Below are 18,627 nucleotides of genomic sequence, written 5' to 3'. Positions count from 1 at the left end.
GAGGAAGATGGAATTACTCCTTTATGCAGTGATCTTCTCGATGATCTTGATCGTCTCAAATGTCACCAATAAACTTGTGCCGAGCCTTCCTCTGCCTTTGATTCAAATCTTACTAGGGATCGTTTGGGCCCTCTTTGTCCCAGAAGAAAATTTTCATCTGGATACAGAGCTCTTTCTGGCCTTGGTCATTGGCCCTCTGTTATTTCGAGAGGCGGAAGAAGCAGATATTACCTCTGTCTTAAAGCACTGGCGTATTATTCTTTATTTGATTTTTCCAGTGATTTTTATCTCAACCATTAGTTTGGGGTGGGCAGCTCACTCCTTGTGGCTGAGCCTTCCTTTAGCAGCCTGTATGGCTGTAGGGGCAGCTCTAGGTCCAACAGACTTAGTAGCCTTTGCTTCCCTGTCTGAGCGCTTTACCTTTCCAAAGCGGGTTTCGAATATCTTAAAAGGAGAAGGGTTATTAAATGATGCCTCAGGTCTAGTTGCCTTTCGAGTGGCCTTGGCAGCCCTTGCGACCGGAAGTTTCTCCCTTGGAGAGGCAGGGATTTCCTTAGGAATCTCCATTATAGGAGGATTTGCAGTAGGGATCTTGACGGCCTTTGTGAACCGTTGGCTGCAAACCTTACTCTTGAGTGTTCGCGCTAGTGATATTGCCAGTGAATTGTTATTAGAATTGAGTCTCCCGTTATTGACTTTTTTCTTAGCAGAAGAACTCCATGTGTCTGGTATCATCGCTGTGGTCGTGTCAGGGATCCTAAAAGCTAGTCGCTTTAAGCACATTACCCTTCTTGAAGCCCGGGTGGATACTGTGAGCCATACCGTCTGGAATACGGTCAACTTTATCTTAAATGGGTCGGTCTTTGTGATTTTGGGAATGGAACTAGAAATGATCGCCAAGCCCATCTTAAGTAGTCCCATTTACAACAATCTTCTTTTAGTTCTTTCTGTCTTTCTTTTGACTACCTTGCTCTTTTTAATTCGTTTTGTCATGGTTTACCTCTTTTATTGGTTCCGAACGGTTCGACTAAAAAAATCATTGAGAAATTATCTGAAAGATGCCTTATTGCTGACCTTTTCGGGTGTGAAGGGAACAGTTTCGATTGCGACGATCCTTTTGATTCCAACCAAAATCGAAAAAGAATACCCCGTCCTACTCTTTTTAGTGGCAGGAGTTACCCTTGTCAGCTTTATTGCTGGCTTAGTGGTGCTTCCAAAATTATCAGAAGATAAGGAAGAAACCAATAACTACCTGATGCAGATCGCGATTTTAAATGATGTCGTCATGGAATTAGAAGCAGACCTAAAGAATAGTAAGCACAAGGGGCCCTTGTATGCGGCGATTGATAACTATCATGGTCGGATTGAAAATTTGATTCTAAGCCAAGAAAATAAGCTCATTCAAAAGGACTGGGAACAGCTGAAGCTCTTGATTTTGAGTATTGAAAGTGACGGCTTGGAACAAGCCTACGAAGAAGGAAAGATGCGCGAGCGGGGCTACCGTGTCTACCAACGCTATCTTCGTAATATGGAGCAACGGGTCAATCGCAACCTTTCGTCTCGTCTAACATACTACCTCTTGGTTTCTTTCCGCATCTTGCGTTTGCTGGTCCATGAAATCCTAACACTAGGTTCTGGCTTTCGAACTTGGTGGAACCGAGAAGATAGAAAGTTAGAAGCCATTGATTATGACCAGATTGCGGCCCTTTATTTGGCCAATACGGAAATCATCATTGAAAGTTTGGAAGACCTCAAAGGGGTTTATCGGAGCAGTTTGATCTCTTACCTGCAAGAATCTCGTCTGAGAGAGACGGCTATTATTACTAGTGGAGCCTTTGTGGAGCGGGTTATTAACCGGGTAAAACCAAATAATATCGATGAAATGTTGAGAGGCTATTATTTGGAGCGTAAGATTATTTTTGAATACGAAGCGCAATACCTGATTACCGCCAAGCAAGCGCGTCGCATGCGTCAAAATGTCAATGAATTAGAAAGCTACTCCCTAAGAGAAAGTGCCAACACTCTTCCATACGATTTAATCGAGTATGCACGGAATCGTTGAGATAAGAGTAAAAGAGGCTGGGACAAAAGTCCTAGCCTCTCAATTATTTTTGGATTGTCGATCAAGACGCAGTGGTTGAGTGGGCTCTACTACGCTGATTTCATCAGCTTTTACAGCCCTACTCAACTGTGCGGAGGTGGGACGACGAGATCGAATTCTAACGAATGACCGATTTCTGTCCCACTCTCTTTTTGCTTTATTCATTTTCTTTTCAGTGTGCGATTTCTGGTTTGACAAAGAGTCGCTCATCGCCTAGATCAATAAGGGATACTGGTGCTTCGTAAAACTGGCTAAGGACATGAGGAGTTAGGATGTTTTCCTTTGGCCCTTGTTCGACCACTTGGCCATGTTTGAGCAGGAGCACATGGGTCATATCTTTTGTAATTTCTTCTGCATGGTGGGTGACGTAGATCATGGTTGGCGCGTGATCCAGTTGTTTGATGTGATGGATCTGACGGAGGAGCTTTTCTCTGGCAAAGAGATCCAATCCACTTGAAGCTTCGTCAAAGATGATCAGATCTGGCTGGTCCATGAGGCTTCGTGCAATGAGGACCGTCTGCTTTTCTCCCTGGGAGAGCTCCCGGTATTTGCGACCGATCAAAGAGCTAGCTCCAATCGAAGTCAGCATATCCCGTGCCCAGTTTAGTTCTTCCTCCCCGTATGCAGCATATAAAATACTACTCTTGTATTGACCGGTTAGGACAATTTGTTCTGTCAAAAGATGTTCTGGTAGTCTTTCTGAAATAAAGGAGCTAACGATCCCAATACGCTTCCGTAACTCAGGAATCCCACCTTCTCCAAAGCGAGTTCCAAGGACCGTAACCTGTCCTGAACTAGCCCAGTATTCAGACATCAACAGTTTGAGGAGGGTCGATTTTCCTGCTCCATTGAGGCCTAAAATCGCCCAGCATTCATTTTCTTTCACTTGCCAGTTAATCTCTTTTAAAAGGGCTTTTCCATTGCGGATCAAATTGACGTCTTGTAGTTCAATCAAATTATTCATAACTTCATCCTTTTGATTAAAATCTCCTTTATTCTATCATAAAATATGGTAGAATAGAAAACAGGAGGTAAGGAATGTTTCGAAATAGTAAATTGTTATTCTGGACATGTGAAATTTTATTATTGACGGTGATTTTCTATATTTGGAAATCAATGGGGACTTTAATTTCTCCATTTGTATCTGTTCTGAATACCATCCTCTTACCATTTTTAATTGCAGGTTTTTTATACTATATCACCAACCCGATTGTTGAATTGTTAGAAAAACACTTAAAAATCAAGCGTGTGTTTGGGATTTTGATCACCTTAGTACTATTGTTTGGGATCATTGGTCTAGGGATCTTTTATCTGCTCCCAATCTTAATCAATCAGTTAACCAGCTTGATTAATTCAACTCAAGGACTATACTGGGAAGTCCAAAGTTTGGTTCGAAAACTTTCGGCCAATCCTTTGTTCCAGAATGTAAATATCCAATCTACGATTCAACAGTTGAATCTCTCTTATATGGATATCCTACAAAATCTCTTAAATAGTGTGACCAACAGTTTGGGAAGTGTGGTTAACACCATTGTCAATACGGTCTTTATTTTGATCATGACCCCCGTCTTCTTGGTTTATTTCTTGATCGATGGGAAGAAGTTATTGCCCATGCTAGAGCGGACCATTTTACGCAATGACAAACTCCATATCTCAAGCCTCTTGATTAGTTTGAATGAAACGGTCTCCCGCTATATTAGTGGTATTTCAATCGATGCCTTGATCATTGGGACACTAGCCTACATTGGCTATAGTTTTATTGGATTGAAGTACGCTTTGGTCTTTGCCATCTTTTCTGGGCTGGCTAACTTGATTCCCTATGTAGGACCAACCATCGGTTTGATTCCGATGATCATCACTTATGCTTTTACCGATATGGATATGATGATCAAAGCAGTCATTTACATGTTGATTATCCAGCAGATCGATGGCAATATTCTTTATCCGCGTATCGTTGGAGGCGTGATGAAGGTTCACCCGATTACCATTATGGTTCTCTTATTGCTCTCAAGTAATATTTACGGAATTATCGGAATGGTCGTCGCGATTCCAGTCTATTCGATTGGAAAAGAAATTGTAAAATTCTTGGTGAATCTTTATGATAACCATCGTGCTGCTAAGGAACAGAAGAAAAAAGAAGAATTTGGCATCATTAATAAATCTTAGACTCTAGCGCCTATATGGGCCTTGGAGTCTTTTTTGTACATTTTTTTGAAAAATGCTGGAAAAAAGTCAACAAGTGCTATGAAATGTGTTAAAATATAAGTGATTTTGAAAGAAAATATGAAATTAGGTAGGGAAAGATGAGACTGCTCTTATCGAAAAAACAAAGACGTCAATTGCAATTGTTGGAAATCTTGATTAAGGAAAAAAGATGGTTCCACTTGAAAGAGTTGGCCAAGCGTTTGGATTGTACAGAACGTTCGTTAAAAGAAGATTTGTCTAATCTTCGTAGTACATTTGATGACTTTTTAATTGAATCCTCTACCAATGGGATCAAGATCAGTTATGAGGATTCGGTTGGGCTTGAGGTGATTTACCATCACTTTTTTAAAGAATCACAAGCCTTCGCCTTGATTGAATACCTCTTCTTCCACAAGGATGTTTCCAATGAATATATTTGCAGAAAGTTTGATCTGAGTTACCAGTCTTTCTACCGCTTGATTCGGACGATTAATCAGAAGCTTCAAACAAAATACAATGTAAAGATTGATTTGAAACCCTTGAATCTTGTCGGGGATGAAGTGGATGTTCGTTTCTTCTATGCCCAGTATTTTGCGGAACGTTATTACTATATGGAGTGGCCTTTCCCAGAATTTAAGGAAGAGGCCGTGACCGATTTGATCACCTTCTTCTTCAAGCTCTATGGCTATCCATTGACCTTCTCTGTACTCAGGTCTTATAAAGTTCTCTTGACAGTCTACTTGTCACGGATTAAGCAAGGTTACTTCATCGACATGCCAACGAACTATGATGTGTATAAGGACCAGTATCAAGGGGTGACCAATGTCGAGGAGATGTTGCGCTACTTTAGCTTGCAGTTGGGTGTCGAGTTGAATGAAAAAGTGCTGGAACAGTTCTTTATTATCTTTATTCAAGAGAATTTCTATTTCAGTCCAGAAAGCTTGATCGAAGCTGCAGAAACGGATCCTTATGCCAAAGAATCGACTAGACTCATCAAAGATATGTTCAAGGATCTATGCTATACCTATGATTTAGACATTGAAAATCTTGATGAGATGTTGATGCATGTCCATAACACGTCTCATCTCGATCGGAAGGAATTATTCTCTGAGTTTCTCTTGTTTGATACCAAGACCAATACCAACGAAGATTTCATGAGCATCTTCCCAGCCTTCTATGATGATTTGAAGGAGCATATCATCACTTATATGAAGACCATGAAGCATGATCTGAATGATGAGATCATCAAGCACATGATCTATACGGTCTATACTCACTGGGAACGTCTCTTACCGCAGTTATTGCGCCGTCGGAAGTCCATTAAGGTCTTGATTATCAGTCGTTTTGACGATCACCATGCCAAATCCATGATCGATTTCCTTGATTTCTACTGTACGGATAACTTTGAATTTACGCAGATGATCAAGTACAATCTGACAGTAGATGATATTGAAGCTTCGGATGCAGATGTGGTGGTGGCCAACTTTATGATGCCTGAATTAAAGAAAAAACCATTTATTTGTACAAGTAGTCTCTCATCGCTTGAGCTGGTTGAAAAACTCAATGCCTTCTTTTATGATTTTACCAGTGCAGAACACTAAAATCAGGACTTGTTCCTGATTTTTTGATGGTAAAAAAAGAAAATTTTATAGAAGAATGCAGGCTCTCCTATTTTGTGGTATAATATACAATATTATATACTGGAGGAAATTATCCATGGAAGACCCTGGCAGTCAGGAAATTTTACTGGAATTTATTTTATTGATTGTTTTGACATTATTGAACGCCTTTTTCTCGGCAACCGAAATGTCAATGGTATCGTTGAATCGTTCTCGTGTAGTGCAAAAAGCAGAAGAAGGGGATAAAAAATACATTCGTCTTCTTAGCGTTTTGGAACAGCCCAACCATTTCTTATCCACTATTCAGGTGGGGATCACCTTGATTACCATCTTATCTGGGGCGAGTCTTGCAGATAGCCTTGGTCATGTTATTGCTGGATGGATGGGCAATACTAAAACGGCTCTTGCAGCTGGAAGCTTTTTATCTCTAGCGTTTTTGACTTATATTTCGATCGTATTTGGGGAACTCTATCCGAAACGAATCGCTATGAACCTGAAAGATGAGTTAGCTGTTCGAACAGCTCCGATTGTCATTTTATTAGGAAAAATTGTTAGCCCCTTTGTTTGGTTGCTTTCAGCGTCGACCAACCTTTTGAGCCGTATCACGCCAATGGAATTCGATGATCCGGATGAAAAGATGACGCGGGATGAAATCGAGTATATGCTGACCAATAGTGAAGCAACACTAGATGCGGACGAGATTGAGATGCTCCAAGGGATCTTTTCATTAGATGAAATGGTAGCGCGTGAAGTCATGGTGCCACGGACAGATGCCTTCATGGTTGATATCAATGATGATACTAAAGAAATCATTGAAAGTATCCTTAAGCAAAACTTTTCACGGATTCCTGTCTATGATGATGACAAGGACAATGTCATCGGTCTCATCCATACCAAACGTCTCTTGAACGAAGGATTTATCAATGGCTTTGATAATATTGTCTTAAGAAAGATTTTACAAGAACCTTTGTTTGTTCCAGAGACTATTTTTGTGGATGATCTTTTGAAGGAATTGCGCAATACCCAAAATCAAATGGCCATTCTGCTTGATGAATATGGTGGGATGTCTGGTTTGGTTACTCTTGAAGACCTCTTGGAAGAAATCGTTGGTGAAATTGACGATGAGACTGACAAAGCAGAAATTGATGTCTTTGAAATTGCGGACAATACCTATGTCGTACAAGGAGCCATGTCACTAAATGACTTTAACGAATATTTTGATGTTGAGTTGCAAAGTGATGATGTGGATACCATTGCAGGGTATTATCTGACAGAGGTTGGGCGAATTCCAACCTTGAAAGAGCGACTCAGCTGTGAAGTCGATAGTCAAAAGAAACACCTCATTTTGACAAATGACAAAGTAAAAAATGGTCGTGTGACCAAGGTGAAAGTTGAAATTTCTGAAATCGTCGAGGAAGATGAAGAAACTAAATCAAAAGAAGATTAGAAAATAGAGGCCTGGACGTGTTCCAGCCTCTGTTTTTTTCTTGTCAGGACCAGTTGAATTTTCAAAAAATTTCAAAAATTTCTGAAATAGTCTTGACAGCCAAAAAAAATTAAGGTAAGATAATACCCATAAAAAAAGAAAGCAGAAAATAAACATGAAGCAACAAGCCATTTCAACTCAAAAATTTTACTTTAGCTACTTTAGATAGTGTTTGTAGACATGATCTCATGGATGCAAACAACCCAAGCAATTTGTTTGTATCTATGTGGCTAAGATTTTTGATGATGGTCCATAGAGCTAGTATCTAAATGGACCGAGGTTTTGTAACTTGTTGGAGAATTTCAAGCATCCGTTTAGAGAATCATCTAAGCGGATTTTTTGTTTATTTTGAAGAAAAGGAGTCAAAAAATGAAAGTAGTGAAAAAATTGCTAGCACCTGTCCTGGTTGTAGGACTTCTGTTAACATCATTGGTGACCTTACACCACCTAAAGGATACTAAAAAAGACAATGTCTTTCGAATTGGGATTTCCCAGTACATCACCCATAAGTCGCTTGATGCGACACGAAAAGGTTTTATCGAGGAGTTGAAGAAAGAGGGCTATGTAGATGGGAAAAATATTCAGATCGATTTCCAAAATGCTCAAGGGGAGCAACGAAATCTGAAAAATATTTCTAAACAATTGGCAGAAGAAAGTGATCTAGTCTTTGCGATTGCAACCCCTTCTGCACAAAGTTTGGCTAATACCACTAAATCAACACCTATTGTTTTCTCAGCTGTCACAGATCCTTTGGCAGCGAAATTGGTGAAAAACCTGAAAGAACCAGGTGGCAATATCACAGGGACAAGTGACCAGTCAGAAGATGCGATCGCTACACAGGTAGACATGATTAAGCAAGTGCTTCCAACGGCGAAAACAGTTGGGATTCTCTATACGCAAAGTGAGCCTAACTCCGTCGTCCAAAAAGACAATGCGAAGAAGATCCTAGAAGCTAAAGGCTATCAAGTGGTTGAAAAAACAATTCTAGATAGTAACAATGTGAAAGCTGCAGCAGACAGCATCATGTCAGAGGCAGATATCGTCTTTGTTCCGACGGACAATATTATCTCTTCTACAATGGACACTGTCAAACAGGTTTCTATCAGCCATAAGGTGCCCGTTTTTGGTGGATCTGCTGAGATGGTGGCCACTGGTGGTTTGTACAACTTTGGTACCGATTATGAGGAATTGGGGAGACAAGCTGCTCGGATGGCTATTCGCATCATGAAGGGCGAGAAACCTGGAAAAGTCGCAGTTGAAACACCTGAAAAATTAGAATTGCACACCAATAAAGAGATGGCTAAAGAGCTTGGAATTGATATTAGCTCGTTGAAGGTAGAAAAATAGGAGGTTTGAGATGAATTTCGTTTTATCAAGTTTATCAGAAGGTTTATTGTGGTCGATCATGGCGATCGGTGTTTACTTAACATTTCGAATTTTAGATATTGCCGATATGACGGCAGAAGGAGCCTTTCCACTTGGGGCAGCAGTTGTAGCTTCCCAAATTCAAGCAGGAAGAAACCCTTGGCTTGCAACCTTGTTGGGCTTCCTAGCAGGGATGATCGCAGGATTGGTTTCTGGAATTCTCCATACAAAAATGAAAATTCCAGCCCTCTTGACAGGGATTGTCACTTTGACCGGTCTCTACTCTATCAATATTAAAATCATGGGGGGAGTACCCAACCTCTCTATTGGCGATGCCAGTACCATTTTCAAAAGTGTCATGAAATTGGGCTTGTCCAATGAAGAAGCTGTCTTTTTGATTAGTATTTCGTGCTTGATCATCGTCTGTATCTTATTGACCCTCTTAATGAAGACGCAACTTGGCTTGGTTTTGCGCTCGACTGGTGATAACATTCCAATGAGTGAGGCCAATGGGGTCAATGTAGATAACATGAAGATGTTGGGCTACATGATTTCCAATGGCTTGATTGCCCTTTGTGGAGCCATGTTTGCACAAAATGATGGTTTCTCAGATGTGACTTCTGGTACAGGGACGATCGTAGTCGGTTTGAGTGCGGTGATTATCGCTGAAGTTTTGATCCACGAATTGACCATTGGTTGGCGCTTGCTTTCCATCGGGGTTGGAGCTATTGTGTACCGTTTGATTATCTTAAATATTTACGAGATCCCAAATCTCGATCAAAATATGGTTTGTCTCTTCAATGCGATCTTGCTCGCGATTGTCTTGTTCGCTCCTGAGGCGCAAAAACGTCTTCGTGTTCGTGGATTGAAGTTAGGAAATAAGTAGGAGAAAAGTATGGCAACATTATTATCAATTGAAGGTATTCATAAGACATTTGAAGCAGGAACAGTCAATGAAAACCATGTCTTAAAAGGCTTGGATCTCCAAGTAGAAGAAGGGGACTTCATTTCGGTCATCGGTGGAAATGGAGCTGGGAAATCAACCTTGATGAACATCTTGGCAGGAAATCTGGTCGTAGATGAAGGAGATATCTTGCTAGAAGGTAACTCTATCAAAAATACGAGTGTTCGTAAGCGTGCGAAAGATATTGCGCGTGTCTTCCAAGATCCTAAAATGGGGACAGCTTCCCGTTTGACCATTGAAGAAAATATGGCCATTGCCCAACGTCGGGGGAAATCTCGTGGTTTGAGCTGGGGAGTTCGAGAGAAAGATCGCGAATTATTCCGTGAAGCCTTGAAGGAACTGAATATCGGTTTAGAAAACCGTCTCAAGGTGGATACCCAATATTTGTCTGGTGGGCAACGTCAAGCTTTGACCTTGGTCATGGCAGCCTTGGTCAAACCAAAACTCTTGCTTCTGGATGAACATACCGCAGCGCTCGATCCTAAAACTAGTGAAATGGTCATGGAATTGACACAAAAGATCGTGGAAAGCCATGATTTGACAACCTTGATGATTACGCATGATATGAACCATGCAATTGAATACGGCAACCGTTTGATCATGCTCTACCAAGGCAAGATCGTTGTCGACGTCAAAGGAGAAGAAAAGAAAAATCTAACAGTTGAAGATTTGATGCGCCTCTTCCAACAAAACAGTGGCGAAACCCTGGTTAGTGATGAATTGGTATTAGGATAAAATGAGAGTGGGACAGAAATCGGTAATTCGTTAGAATTCGATTTCGTCGTCCCACCTCCGCACAGTTGAGTAGGGCTGTAAAAGCTGATGAAATCAGCGTAGTAGAGCCCACTCAACCACTGCGTCTTGCTCGACAATCCAAAAACAATTGAGAGGCTAGGACTTTTGTCCCAGCCTCCTTTATTTCCTCCGCTCTGCATAGTCGACAAAATGAAATTTGTCTAATTTGTGCCGGCTTTCGGTGAATTGGAATTGCCGTCCGTCTGCTAGGTGAACCTGGGAACGGACCGTCACCACGTGTTGGTCTTTTCCAAGATCCAATAAGATTTTGTCACGATTATCGATTGGTGAAATCAAGATTTCTTTTTTGGCATAGCCAATCTGCAATTTCAAGTCTTCTTCTATATATTGGTAGATAGAGTGCTGGGCAATTTCCTTGCTCAGGCCAGGGATCAGCTCTCTGTCTAGGTAATCAATATCTAAGACAGAAGCGACACCATCCACTACCCGTTGCCGGGTTACTTTCCAAACCAAACGGTGAAGAGGGAAACCTGTCTTTTTAGCTCCTTTTTCATCGATACTGATTTGTTCCAAACGAATGACATTGGTTTCTGAGCGAAGACCAGAAGCTTTGACGATTTCTTGATAGCTGGTTAATTGGGAAACGGGGAAGTCAAAGTGTGCTTGCCTACAAATTTGCGACCCCATCCCTTGAACAGTCTCGATAAAGCCTTCTTCCTGCAAGAGCTCAAACGTCTCTATCATACTTGGGGCAAGGAAATGAGTGAACGTGGTGGTTGGAGTGCCCTTTTCTGGAATAACCATGACCAACCTCGTGCTTTGAATCGCTTTGTAGATATCAAGAACTTCCGCAATGAAGGAGCGACCATGCTCGCAGCTAGCATTCACTTGTCACGTGGGACCCCTTATATCTATATGGGGGAAGAAATCGGCATGATTGATCCAGACTATGATTCGATGGCAGATTACGTGGATGTGGAGTCCATCAATGCTTACCAAATGCTCTTGGACCAAGGCAAGTCACCTGAGCAAGCCTTCAAGATTATCCAAGCTAAGTCACGTGATAATTCACGTACGCCCATGCAATGGGATGCTTCTCTAAATGCCGGTTTTTCAACAGGCACGCCATGGTTGAAAGTTGGGAAGTCCTATAAAGACTTCAACGTTGAAAAGGAGATGGATGGACCAATCTTTACCTTCTATAAAAAATTGATTCGCTTGCGCAAAGAAATGCGGATCATTTCAGAAGGAAGCTACCAGCCAGCACTGGAAGATAGTCAAGAAGTCTATGCTTTTGAACGCCACTTAGACGGTCAAAAACTCTTGGTACTCAATCATTTCTATGGAAGTGAAGTTGAAGTAGCGATTCCAGAAGACTACCAAGCATGGCGCGTGCTCTTGTCCAACTATGAGAATGTAAAGCTTTCTGAAAAAGTAATTCTGAAACCGTATCAGACACTGGCAATTTTAGCTTAAGTTCTTGACACTTCGATCTTTTTGGGTCGAAGTGTTTTTCTTTTTGAAAAATATTTTTGAAAGCGCTTGAAAATGCAAAGTCATTCCCTTATAATAAAAGAGGAAAACTTTTTAGGGATGGAGAAACGCATGAGAAAAAACGGTAAAAAGATTCGCCTACTGGGAGTAGCCACCTTATTGGCTAGTCAGTTGGGGGTCTTTAGCAGTGCCCTCACGGTAGTTGCAGACGAGACCACAGCTTCGACTTCAGAGCCAGCGCTTGTGACGAACACTAGTAGCGAGGAAGGCTCGACAAATCATTCGACTTCCGCTACAACAACAACTACAGAAGCTACGACGAGAGCTTCAAGTGATAAAGAAGAGACATCTAGCAGTTCCTCAGACGATACTGAGGAGAAAACGGTTAAGATCGGGGACATTCAAGGGGAAGCGCAACGCTCTCCACTGGAAGGCCAAAAAGTGGCCATCCAAAATGCAGTGGTGACCAAGACAGACCGCTATGGTTTTTATGCCCAAGATATTGAATCGGATGGCAATAGTCGGACTTCAGATGGGATTTATGTTGTTTCCAAATACAAGGTGAAAGTCGGCGACAAGGTGAAAATCACCGGTACCGTCAAGGAAGGCTATATGGAAGAGGTTACCTTGGGAGCAGGGAAGACCTTTAAGGAACCAACGAATAGTTTAACAGTGACCATGCTGGTCGATGCTTGGATCACAAAAGATGGGACAGCCCCTCTTCCAGAAGCTGTGAATATCACTGCGGGCATGCCAGCAGATGTGAAGCCTAATCCGACTGCTTATGCTCCAGAAACCGATGCCCTCGATTATTGGGAAAGCCTGGAAGGAATGCTCACGGTGGTGAAGAAACCGCATGTCCTTGGTCCCCAGTACAAAGGAGATATCTATGTCTTGGGAGAAGATTTCACAGGTCTTCCTTTAAACAATATTGGAGGTCTGAATCTACGGCCACATGCGCAAAATACAGCGACGATCCCGATTTATGTTGGGAATCAGTTTGTCGCAAAAGCTAAGGATTACTTTACAGAAGATGTGACAGGAGTGGTAACGTATCGAAATAGCTTCTATAAATTAGAGCCCACTCAACAGTTGACGGTCCAAGATGGTGGCTTGCAGCGTCAAGCAGCTCAAACGCAACCAAGTGAGGACAAGCTGACCATCGCTTCCTACAATATTGAAAATTTCTCGGCCAACAATGCCAAAAATGAAACCCCAGAGGATAAGGTGACGCTGATTGCCAATTCCTTTATCCATGAAATTCACAATCCAGACATCATTACTTTGATCGAAGTGCAGGACAATAATGGTAGTGTGGATGACGGAACGACCAGTGGTGTTGAAAGTGGACGCAAACTAGCCAATCGGATCAAGGAATTGGGGGGTAAGAGCTATGAGTATACGGAGGTTGCTCCAGTAGATGGCGCTGACGGAGGAAAGCCTGGTTCCAATATTCGTTTGGGAATCCTCTACAATCCAGAACTCGTAACCTTAGCCAAAAAAGAGGCAGCAACTAGCAACGAGGCAGCGCAATTTGACAAGGGACACCTGGTTAAAAATCCAGCTCGTATTGCCCCAAATGACCCATCGTTTGATCATACTCGCAAGTCTTTAGCTGTTGAGTTTGAATTCAAGGGCCAACCAGTTGTGGTGATTGCCAATCACTTGAAATCAAAAATCGGAGATGATGCTATTTATGGTGCAAGTCAACCAGCAGTGGAACATACCTTGCCAACTCGTGAAGCACAAGCCAGTGTCATCCATCAATTCGTTCAAGAAGGCTTGAAGCAAAATCCTAAGACCACCTTTGTTTTGACGGGTGATTTTAATGACTACGATTTCTCAACCACGGCACAGATCCTTGCGGGTAGTGAACTAACCAACTTAATGGCTCAACATGATGCAGGCGATCGCTATTCTTATTTCTACCGTGGAAGCAATCAAGTTTTGGATAACATTTTTATCTCAAACAACATGGCAGCCAAAGCAAGGTTTGAACCCGTCCATATCAATGCTTCCTTTATGAAGGAACATGGTCGTGCATCAGACCATGATCCTGTCTTGGTCCAAATCGACTTTAGTGGAGCACAAACTCCAGGAACGCCGACGGATGATCAACAAGGGAATACAGGACAACCAACGGATCAAACCATCCCTTCCTCATCGAATACAGGATCTCAACTAGTCCCTCATCAGGCTCAAGCCAATGAACAAAAGAGTTCACCATCTGAAAGCAAAGAGAAGGGCAAGAACGAAGATGAGAAGCAAGACGACAAGGAAGAGGCAGCAACAGAAACGAAGACACCAGGAAAACGGAAAATCCTCCCATCTACTGGACAAGAAACAAGCTATCTAGCTCTTTTTGGAGTGGCAATAGCTACGATGAGTCTTGTCTGGTATAAGAAGAAAAAGACTTACTAACGTTTTCTAAAGAAAGATCTAAAAAAGGAGTCGCTGGCTCTTTTTTTCTCCTAAAATACAGGACAGATAGTCCCATATTGGAAACTGTACTAGGACAATGAAAACTACTGAAAAGAACAGTTTCTTTTCAAAAAGAAGCTTAAACTCTTTAAAATAGATGGAATCGTGTTATAATAAAATCATAAAACGTTTTCAAGAGAAGAGGTTCCTCAATGGAAAATGAAACAGTTGACTATGGAAAAGTAACAGGAATGGTACACTCAACAGAAAGTTTTGGTGCAGTAGACGGACCTGGGATCCGCTTTATTGTCTTCCTTCAAGGCTGTCAAATGCGGTGTCAATACTGCCACAATCCAGATACTTGGGCAATGGAAACCAACAAGTCCCGTGAGCGGACGGTGGATGATGTCTTAGAAGAAGCCCTCCGTTATCGTGGATTTTGGGGCGAAAAAGGGGGAATCACTGTCAGTGGTGGAGAAGCCCTCTTGCAGATTGACTTTTTGATTGCACTTTTTACCAAGGCTCAAGAGTTGGGCATTCATTGTACTTTGGATACCTGTGCTCTTCCTTTCCGGAATACGCCTCGTTATTTGGAAAAATTTGACCGCTTGATGGCAGTGACAGACTTGGTGCTTCTTGATATCAAGGAAATCAATGATGAACGTCACAAAATTGTGACCAGCCATACCAATAAAACGATTCTAGCTTGTGCCAAGTACCTATCTGATATTGGAAAACCAGTCTGGATTCGTCACGTTTTGGTGCCAGGTTTGACAGACCGAGATGATGACTTGATCGAACTTGGAAAATTTGTTAAAACCCTTAAAAATGTCGATAAATTTGAGATCCTTCCTTACCATACTATGGGGGAATTCAAATGGCGTGAATTGGGCATTCCGTACAAGTTGGAGGGTGTGAAACCACCGACAAAAGAACGTGTCCAAAATGCAAAAGATTTGATGGAAACAGAAAGTTACCAAGATTACCTGAAACGGGTCAAAGGATAAAAAGTATAGACAGTTGGTCACTCCAGCTGTCTTTTCTATTGAAATGCACAACTATTCCCTTTCTTTAAATGGCAAAACGTGCTAAAATAGAGTGAATCTATAAATGAAATAAAGAGGTAGAAACATGTCAAAAATTCTCGTTTTTGGTCACCAAAATCCTGATTCAGATGCTATCGGCTCATCTGTAGCTTTTGCTTATCTTGCAAAAGAAGCTTATGGTTTGGATACAGAAGCAGTGGCTCTTGGAACTCCAAATGAAGAAACAGCTTTCGTATTGGACTATTTTGGTGTGGAAGCACCACGCGTCATCACATCAGCTAAAGCAGAAGGTGCAGAACAAGTCATCTTGACGGACCACAATGAATTCCAACAATCTGTTTCAGATATTGCTGAAGTAGAAGTTTATGGTGTAGTGGATCACCACCGTGTGGCTAACTTCGAAACTGCTAGCCCACTTTACATGCGTTTGGAACCAGTTGGATCAGCATCTTCTATCGTTTACCGCATGTTCAAAGAACACGGTGTAGCAGTGCCAAAAGAATTGGCAGGTTTGATGCTTTCAGGTTTGATTTCAGATACTCTTCTTTTGAAATCTCCAACAACACACCCATCTGATAAAGTGATTGCGCCTGAATTGGCTGAATTGGCTGGTGTCAACTTAGAAGAATACGGTCTTGCCATGCTCAAGGCTGGTACTAACTTGGCAAGCAAATCAGCAGAAGAATTGATCGATATCGATGCTAAGACTTTTGAATTGAACGGAAACAACGTTCGTGTGGCTCAAGTGAACACAGTTGATATTGCGGAAGTTTTGGAACGCCAAGCTGAAATCGAAGCAGCTATCCAAGCTGCCAATGCAGCTAACGGCTACTCTGACTTTGTTTTGATGATTACAGACATCGTCAACTCAAACTCAGAAATTTTGGCTCTTGGTGCCAACATGGACAAGGTAGAAGCAGCTTTCAACTTCAAACTTGAAAACAACCACGCTTTCCTTCCAGGTGCTGTTTCACGTAAGAAACAAGTGGTACCACAATTGACTGAAAGCTTTAATGCATAATCATAGATGGGGATGCCCATTGTTAAAAAGGAGTTTCGGCTCCTTTTTTGCTAGGAGAGAAGTATGTTAGAAAATGGCGATTTGATTTTTGTGAGAGAAGATACAGAAATGGGGCAGGCTATCCAGGCTTCTACAGGTAACTACAGTCACGTGGCTATCTTTTTGGACGGACAGGCCTATCATGCAACTACGGAAGGCGGTGTCATTGCCCAGGCCCCTGAGGAATTCTTCGAAGCTGGAAAAGTCTATGACCTTTATCGCTATCCGAAAATCGATCTCAAAGAGGTCAAAAAGTTGTCGGAAAACCTTTTGGGTTCTCCCTACAATGCTTCCTTTTATCCAGATGGAGATGGTTTCTATTGTTCCCAGTTTGTAGCAGAAATTCTTCCTATTTTTGATACCATTCCAATGAAGTTTGGAGATAAGGAGCAGGAGATTAGTCCGTTCTGGCTGGATTACTACAAGGAGCTTGGCCTAGCCGTTCCTCTAGATCAGCCCGGGACCAACCCGAGTCAGTTAGCCCAATCACCACAGCTACAGTTTAAAGAAAGGTATTTGGATGATTTGGATTCATGAAACAACAATCTGAATCTTTGATACAGTTTATAAGAGTTACATCAAACTAAAGAAAAATAATATTTTAAAAATATGTTCTACCTTCGAATACAACTTGTAAAAGTTGTATTTTTTTCTAATATCCTCTGGATGTTTCTTGTTTAGACAGATAAAATATGATATACTTCACAAAAAAACTAACCACTGGTTAGTTTTTGATGGAAATCAAAGGAGGAAGTAAATATGTCTTTCTTGTATCGTTTATTAACACGTACAAAACAAATCAGTCCACATATAAGAAAGTTTGAGTTCGAATTGGGTGTTTTTGTTGTCAGCATATGGCTAGTTGAATCATCTGGTCGCTTTTATGTGATTGATACGGGAATGCGAGGAATGGAGAAGTACGCTGCCCAGTTTTTACTCCCACAAAAAATTGAAGCAATTTTTCTGACCCATGGACATCCAGATCATATCAAAGGTTTGCCCTATCTTAGACAGCACTTTGGGAACATCCCGACTTTAATCAGTGAGAAGGAATTCCCCTATATTTCAGGCAAAGAACCTTTTCCTAATAGAAAAGAGACGGAAAAAGTGATTTTTGATCCGGCTACTTTTATAACTGTTGAAAGTCAAGAAGGTCAAGACTTGATAAGTAGTGCAGGACTAAAACCACTATTTTCTCCTGGTCATTCCCCTGGTCATGTTGTTTATTACCATGAAGAGGATCAAGTTTTAATTGCTGGAGATCTTTTTACAGCTACGAGAAATGGAAAGTTGCGTCCACCAATGAAAGGATATACAGCAGATATGAGACAGGCTTTAGCTAGTGGTGAAAGAATTCTCAAGGATTATTCACAGGCACTTGTTAGTGTTTGTCATGGTAGTGAGGTAAAAGATGCAGTACGAGATTTTGAGGCATCGGATGGGTTTAAAGGGAGTTTGTAATGGCAAAGGATACAAGGTCCAGAATTATCAGAGTAGCAGAGGAAATTTTCCGAAAAGAACCTTACCAGAAGGTGGGAATTAGGCAGATTGCTCAAGCTGCAGGATGTTCACATACAGCTATTTATCAGTATTTTAAAAAGAAAGAGGATATATTATATGCAGTAGCGGAAAAACCGTTAACTCACCTCTATCATACTTGCTTAGAAATCAGTCATTCCAAGCAGAATGATAAGGAACGACTGCTTCAAATCTGTCAAACATACGTGGATTTTGGGTTTAGAGAACGTAATTTTTATGAATTATTGATTTTTTACCGTGGAGAGCATGAAGATTCAGGCGATTGTTCGCAACCGTTGATGCAATTGAGAATGAAAAGTTATCGTTTATTGGAAGAAGCTATTGATGTCTTTTTACCGAAAGACTTATCTGATGCAGAAGCGCTAAATATTCGTAGTGGAATCTTTATTTTTTTACATGGCTTAGTGAGTATCTACAGTAGGGACAATGAAGAATGTCCAGAACGCATTAAGCAACTACTGACTGATTTTATTTCTTTTAAAATAATAGAAATGAAATGAGTTGGAATAACTTATGGGGCTTCTACAGTAAACTTGGATTGAAAAGACTAAGTTCTTTTATTGCCTTATTTTCCCCTCTTGTCTGCCTATCC

The 18,627-nt window shown here is 41.3% G+C and carries 14 protein-coding genes and 2 pseudogenes; 14 read left to right on the top strand and 2 right to left on the bottom strand.

Going from position 1 to position 18,627, the window contains the following annotated elements:
- The first annotated feature begins 7 nt into the window (after positions 1 to 7).
- A complete protein-coding gene (locus QM351_RS05000) occupies positions 8 to 2,062 on the top strand; it encodes a cation:proton antiporter (protein ID WP_414326804.1) in 2,055 nt (684 codons plus the stop codon).
- 211 nt (positions 2,063 to 2,273) lie between these two features.
- On the opposite strand, the gene QM351_RS04995 is transcribed toward QM351_RS05000, so the two are convergent.
- Positions 2,274 to 3,065 carry an ABC transporter ATP-binding protein gene (locus QM351_RS04995; RefSeq protein ID WP_195424097.1) on the bottom strand — a complete coding sequence of 264 codons (792 nt, stop codon included), beginning with the start codon at positions 3,063 to 3,065 and terminating at the stop codon, positions 2,274 to 2,276.
- Between the two features lie 74 nt (positions 3,066 to 3,139).
- Between QM351_RS04995 and QM351_RS04990 the strand changes: the two genes are divergently transcribed.
- From QM351_RS04990 to QM351_RS04965, 6 genes are all read left to right on the top strand, one after another.
- On the top strand, positions 3,140 to 4,267 hold the full coding sequence (locus QM351_RS04990) for an AI-2E family transporter (RefSeq protein ID WP_195424099.1): 1,128 nt from the start codon (positions 3,140 to 3,142) through the stop codon (positions 4,265 to 4,267).
- Between the two features lie 137 nt (positions 4,268 to 4,404).
- On the top strand, positions 4,405 to 5,886 hold the full coding sequence (locus tag QM351_RS04985) for a M protein trans-acting positive regulator PRD domain-containing protein (protein WP_414326801.1): 1,482 nt from the start codon (positions 4,405 to 4,407) through the stop codon (positions 5,884 to 5,886).
- Between the two features lie 115 nt (positions 5,887 to 6,001).
- A complete protein-coding gene (locus QM351_RS04980) occupies positions 6,002 to 7,351 on the top strand; it encodes a hemolysin family protein (protein ID WP_414326799.1) in 1,350 nt (449 codons plus the stop codon).
- Positions 7,352 to 7,759: 408 nt separating this feature from the next.
- Positions 7,760 to 8,737, top strand: a complete 978-nt coding sequence (locus QM351_RS04975) for an ABC transporter substrate-binding protein (protein WP_037608032.1) — start codon at positions 7,760 to 7,762, stop codon at positions 8,735 to 8,737.
- A gap of 10 nt (positions 8,738 to 8,747) precedes the next feature.
- Positions 8,748 to 9,641 (top strand): ABC transporter permease, encoded by an 894-nt coding sequence (locus QM351_RS04970; protein WP_414326797.1) that lies wholly within the window; start codon positions 8,748 to 8,750, stop codon positions 9,639 to 9,641.
- A gap of 9 nt (positions 9,642 to 9,650) precedes the next feature.
- Entirely contained in the window at positions 9,651 to 10,454 is an 804-nt protein-coding gene (locus QM351_RS04965; protein ID WP_003005034.1) for an ABC transporter ATP-binding protein, read from the top strand.
- Between the two features lie 180 nt (positions 10,455 to 10,634).
- Here the strand turns inward: QM351_RS04965 and treR are convergent.
- Positions 10,635 to 11,213, bottom strand: a pseudogene (gene treR, locus QM351_RS04960) (trehalose operon repressor); the annotation flags it as partial.
- Between treR and QM351_RS04955 the strand changes: the two are divergent.
- From QM351_RS04955 to QM351_RS04925, 7 genes and pseudogenes are all read left to right on the top strand, one after another.
- Positions 11,187 to 11,951, top strand: a pseudogene (locus QM351_RS04955) (alpha-amylase family glycosyl hydrolase); the annotation flags it as partial. The pseudogenes treR and QM351_RS04955 sit on opposite strands and share 27 nt — an antisense overlap.
- A gap of 129 nt (positions 11,952 to 12,080) precedes the next feature.
- The gene (locus tag QM351_RS04950) at positions 12,081 to 14,390 is read left to right on the top strand and encodes an endonuclease/exonuclease/phosphatase family protein (RefSeq protein ID WP_414326794.1); all 2,310 of its coding nucleotides are present in this window, start codon (positions 12,081 to 12,083) and stop codon (positions 14,388 to 14,390) included.
- 212 nt (positions 14,391 to 14,602) lie between these two features.
- A complete protein-coding gene (gene pflA / locus QM351_RS04945) occupies positions 14,603 to 15,397 on the top strand; it encodes a pyruvate formate-lyase-activating protein (RefSeq protein ID WP_003005017.1) in 795 nt (264 codons plus the stop codon).
- Positions 15,398 to 15,521: 124 nt separating this feature from the next.
- Positions 15,522 to 16,457, top strand: a complete 936-nt coding sequence (locus tag QM351_RS04940) for a manganese-dependent inorganic pyrophosphatase (RefSeq protein WP_003005572.1) — start codon at positions 15,522 to 15,524, stop codon at positions 16,455 to 16,457.
- A gap of 63 nt (positions 16,458 to 16,520) precedes the next feature.
- Entirely contained in the window at positions 16,521 to 17,033 is a 513-nt protein-coding gene (locus QM351_RS04935; RefSeq protein ID WP_414326792.1) for a YiiX/YebB-like N1pC/P60 family cysteine hydrolase, read from the top strand.
- 222 nt (positions 17,034 to 17,255) lie between these two features.
- On the top strand, positions 17,256 to 17,957 hold the full coding sequence (locus QM351_RS04930; protein ID WP_023918823.1) for an MBL fold metallo-hydrolase: 702 nt from the start codon (positions 17,256 to 17,258) through the stop codon (positions 17,955 to 17,957).
- Positions 17,957 to 18,535, top strand: a complete 579-nt coding sequence (locus tag QM351_RS04925) for a TetR/AcrR family transcriptional regulator (RefSeq protein ID WP_070595302.1) — start codon at positions 17,957 to 17,959, stop codon at positions 18,533 to 18,535. Before QM351_RS04930 ends, QM351_RS04925 begins: the two co-directional genes overlap by 1 nt.
- The last annotated feature ends 92 nt before the right edge of the window (positions 18,536 to 18,627 follow it).

It is taken from the genome of Streptococcus parasanguinis, assembly GCF_047465465.1.
Lineage (GTDB): Bacteria > Bacillota > Bacilli > Lactobacillales > Streptococcaceae > Streptococcus > Streptococcus parasanguinis_AI.
The sequence above is the reverse complement of the archived record's forward strand: the minus strand, read 5'-3'. Positions and strand labels throughout refer to the sequence as shown.

What these genes read in the sequence shown, in the direction of transcription:
- QM351_RS05000 (WP_414326804.1), top strand. Translation starts at nt 8, where the DNA reads ATGGAATTACTCCTTTATGCAGTGATCTTCTCGATGATCTTGATCGTC.
- QM351_RS04995 (WP_195424097.1), bottom strand. Translation starts at nt 3,065, where the DNA reads ATGAATAATTTGATTGAACTACAAGACGTCAATTTGATCCGCAATGGA.
- QM351_RS04990 (WP_195424099.1), top strand. Translation starts at nt 3,140, where the DNA reads ATGTTTCGAAATAGTAAATTGTTATTCTGGACATGTGAAATTTTATTA.
- QM351_RS04985 (WP_414326801.1), top strand. Translation starts at nt 4,405, where the DNA reads ATGAGACTGCTCTTATCGAAAAAACAAAGACGTCAATTGCAATTGTTG.
- QM351_RS04980 (WP_414326799.1), top strand. Translation starts at nt 6,002, where the DNA reads ATGGAAGACCCTGGCAGTCAGGAAATTTTACTGGAATTTATTTTATTG.
- QM351_RS04975 (WP_037608032.1), top strand. Translation starts at nt 7,760, where the DNA reads ATGAAAGTAGTGAAAAAATTGCTAGCACCTGTCCTGGTTGTAGGACTT.
- QM351_RS04970 (WP_414326797.1), top strand. Translation starts at nt 8,748, where the DNA reads ATGAATTTCGTTTTATCAAGTTTATCAGAAGGTTTATTGTGGTCGATC.
- QM351_RS04965 (WP_003005034.1), top strand. Translation starts at nt 9,651, where the DNA reads ATGGCAACATTATTATCAATTGAAGGTATTCATAAGACATTTGAAGCA.
- QM351_RS04950 (WP_414326794.1), top strand. Translation starts at nt 12,081, where the DNA reads ATGAGAAAAAACGGTAAAAAGATTCGCCTACTGGGAGTAGCCACCTTA.
- pflA (WP_003005017.1), top strand. Translation starts at nt 14,603, where the DNA reads ATGGAAAATGAAACAGTTGACTATGGAAAAGTAACAGGAATGGTACAC.
- QM351_RS04940 (WP_003005572.1), top strand. Translation starts at nt 15,522, where the DNA reads ATGTCAAAAATTCTCGTTTTTGGTCACCAAAATCCTGATTCAGATGCT.
- QM351_RS04935 (WP_414326792.1), top strand. Translation starts at nt 16,521, where the DNA reads ATGTTAGAAAATGGCGATTTGATTTTTGTGAGAGAAGATACAGAAATG.
- QM351_RS04930 (WP_023918823.1), top strand. Translation starts at nt 17,256, where the DNA reads ATGTCTTTCTTGTATCGTTTATTAACACGTACAAAACAAATCAGTCCA.
- QM351_RS04925 (WP_070595302.1), top strand. Translation starts at nt 17,957, where the DNA reads ATGGCAAAGGATACAAGGTCCAGAATTATCAGAGTAGCAGAGGAAATT.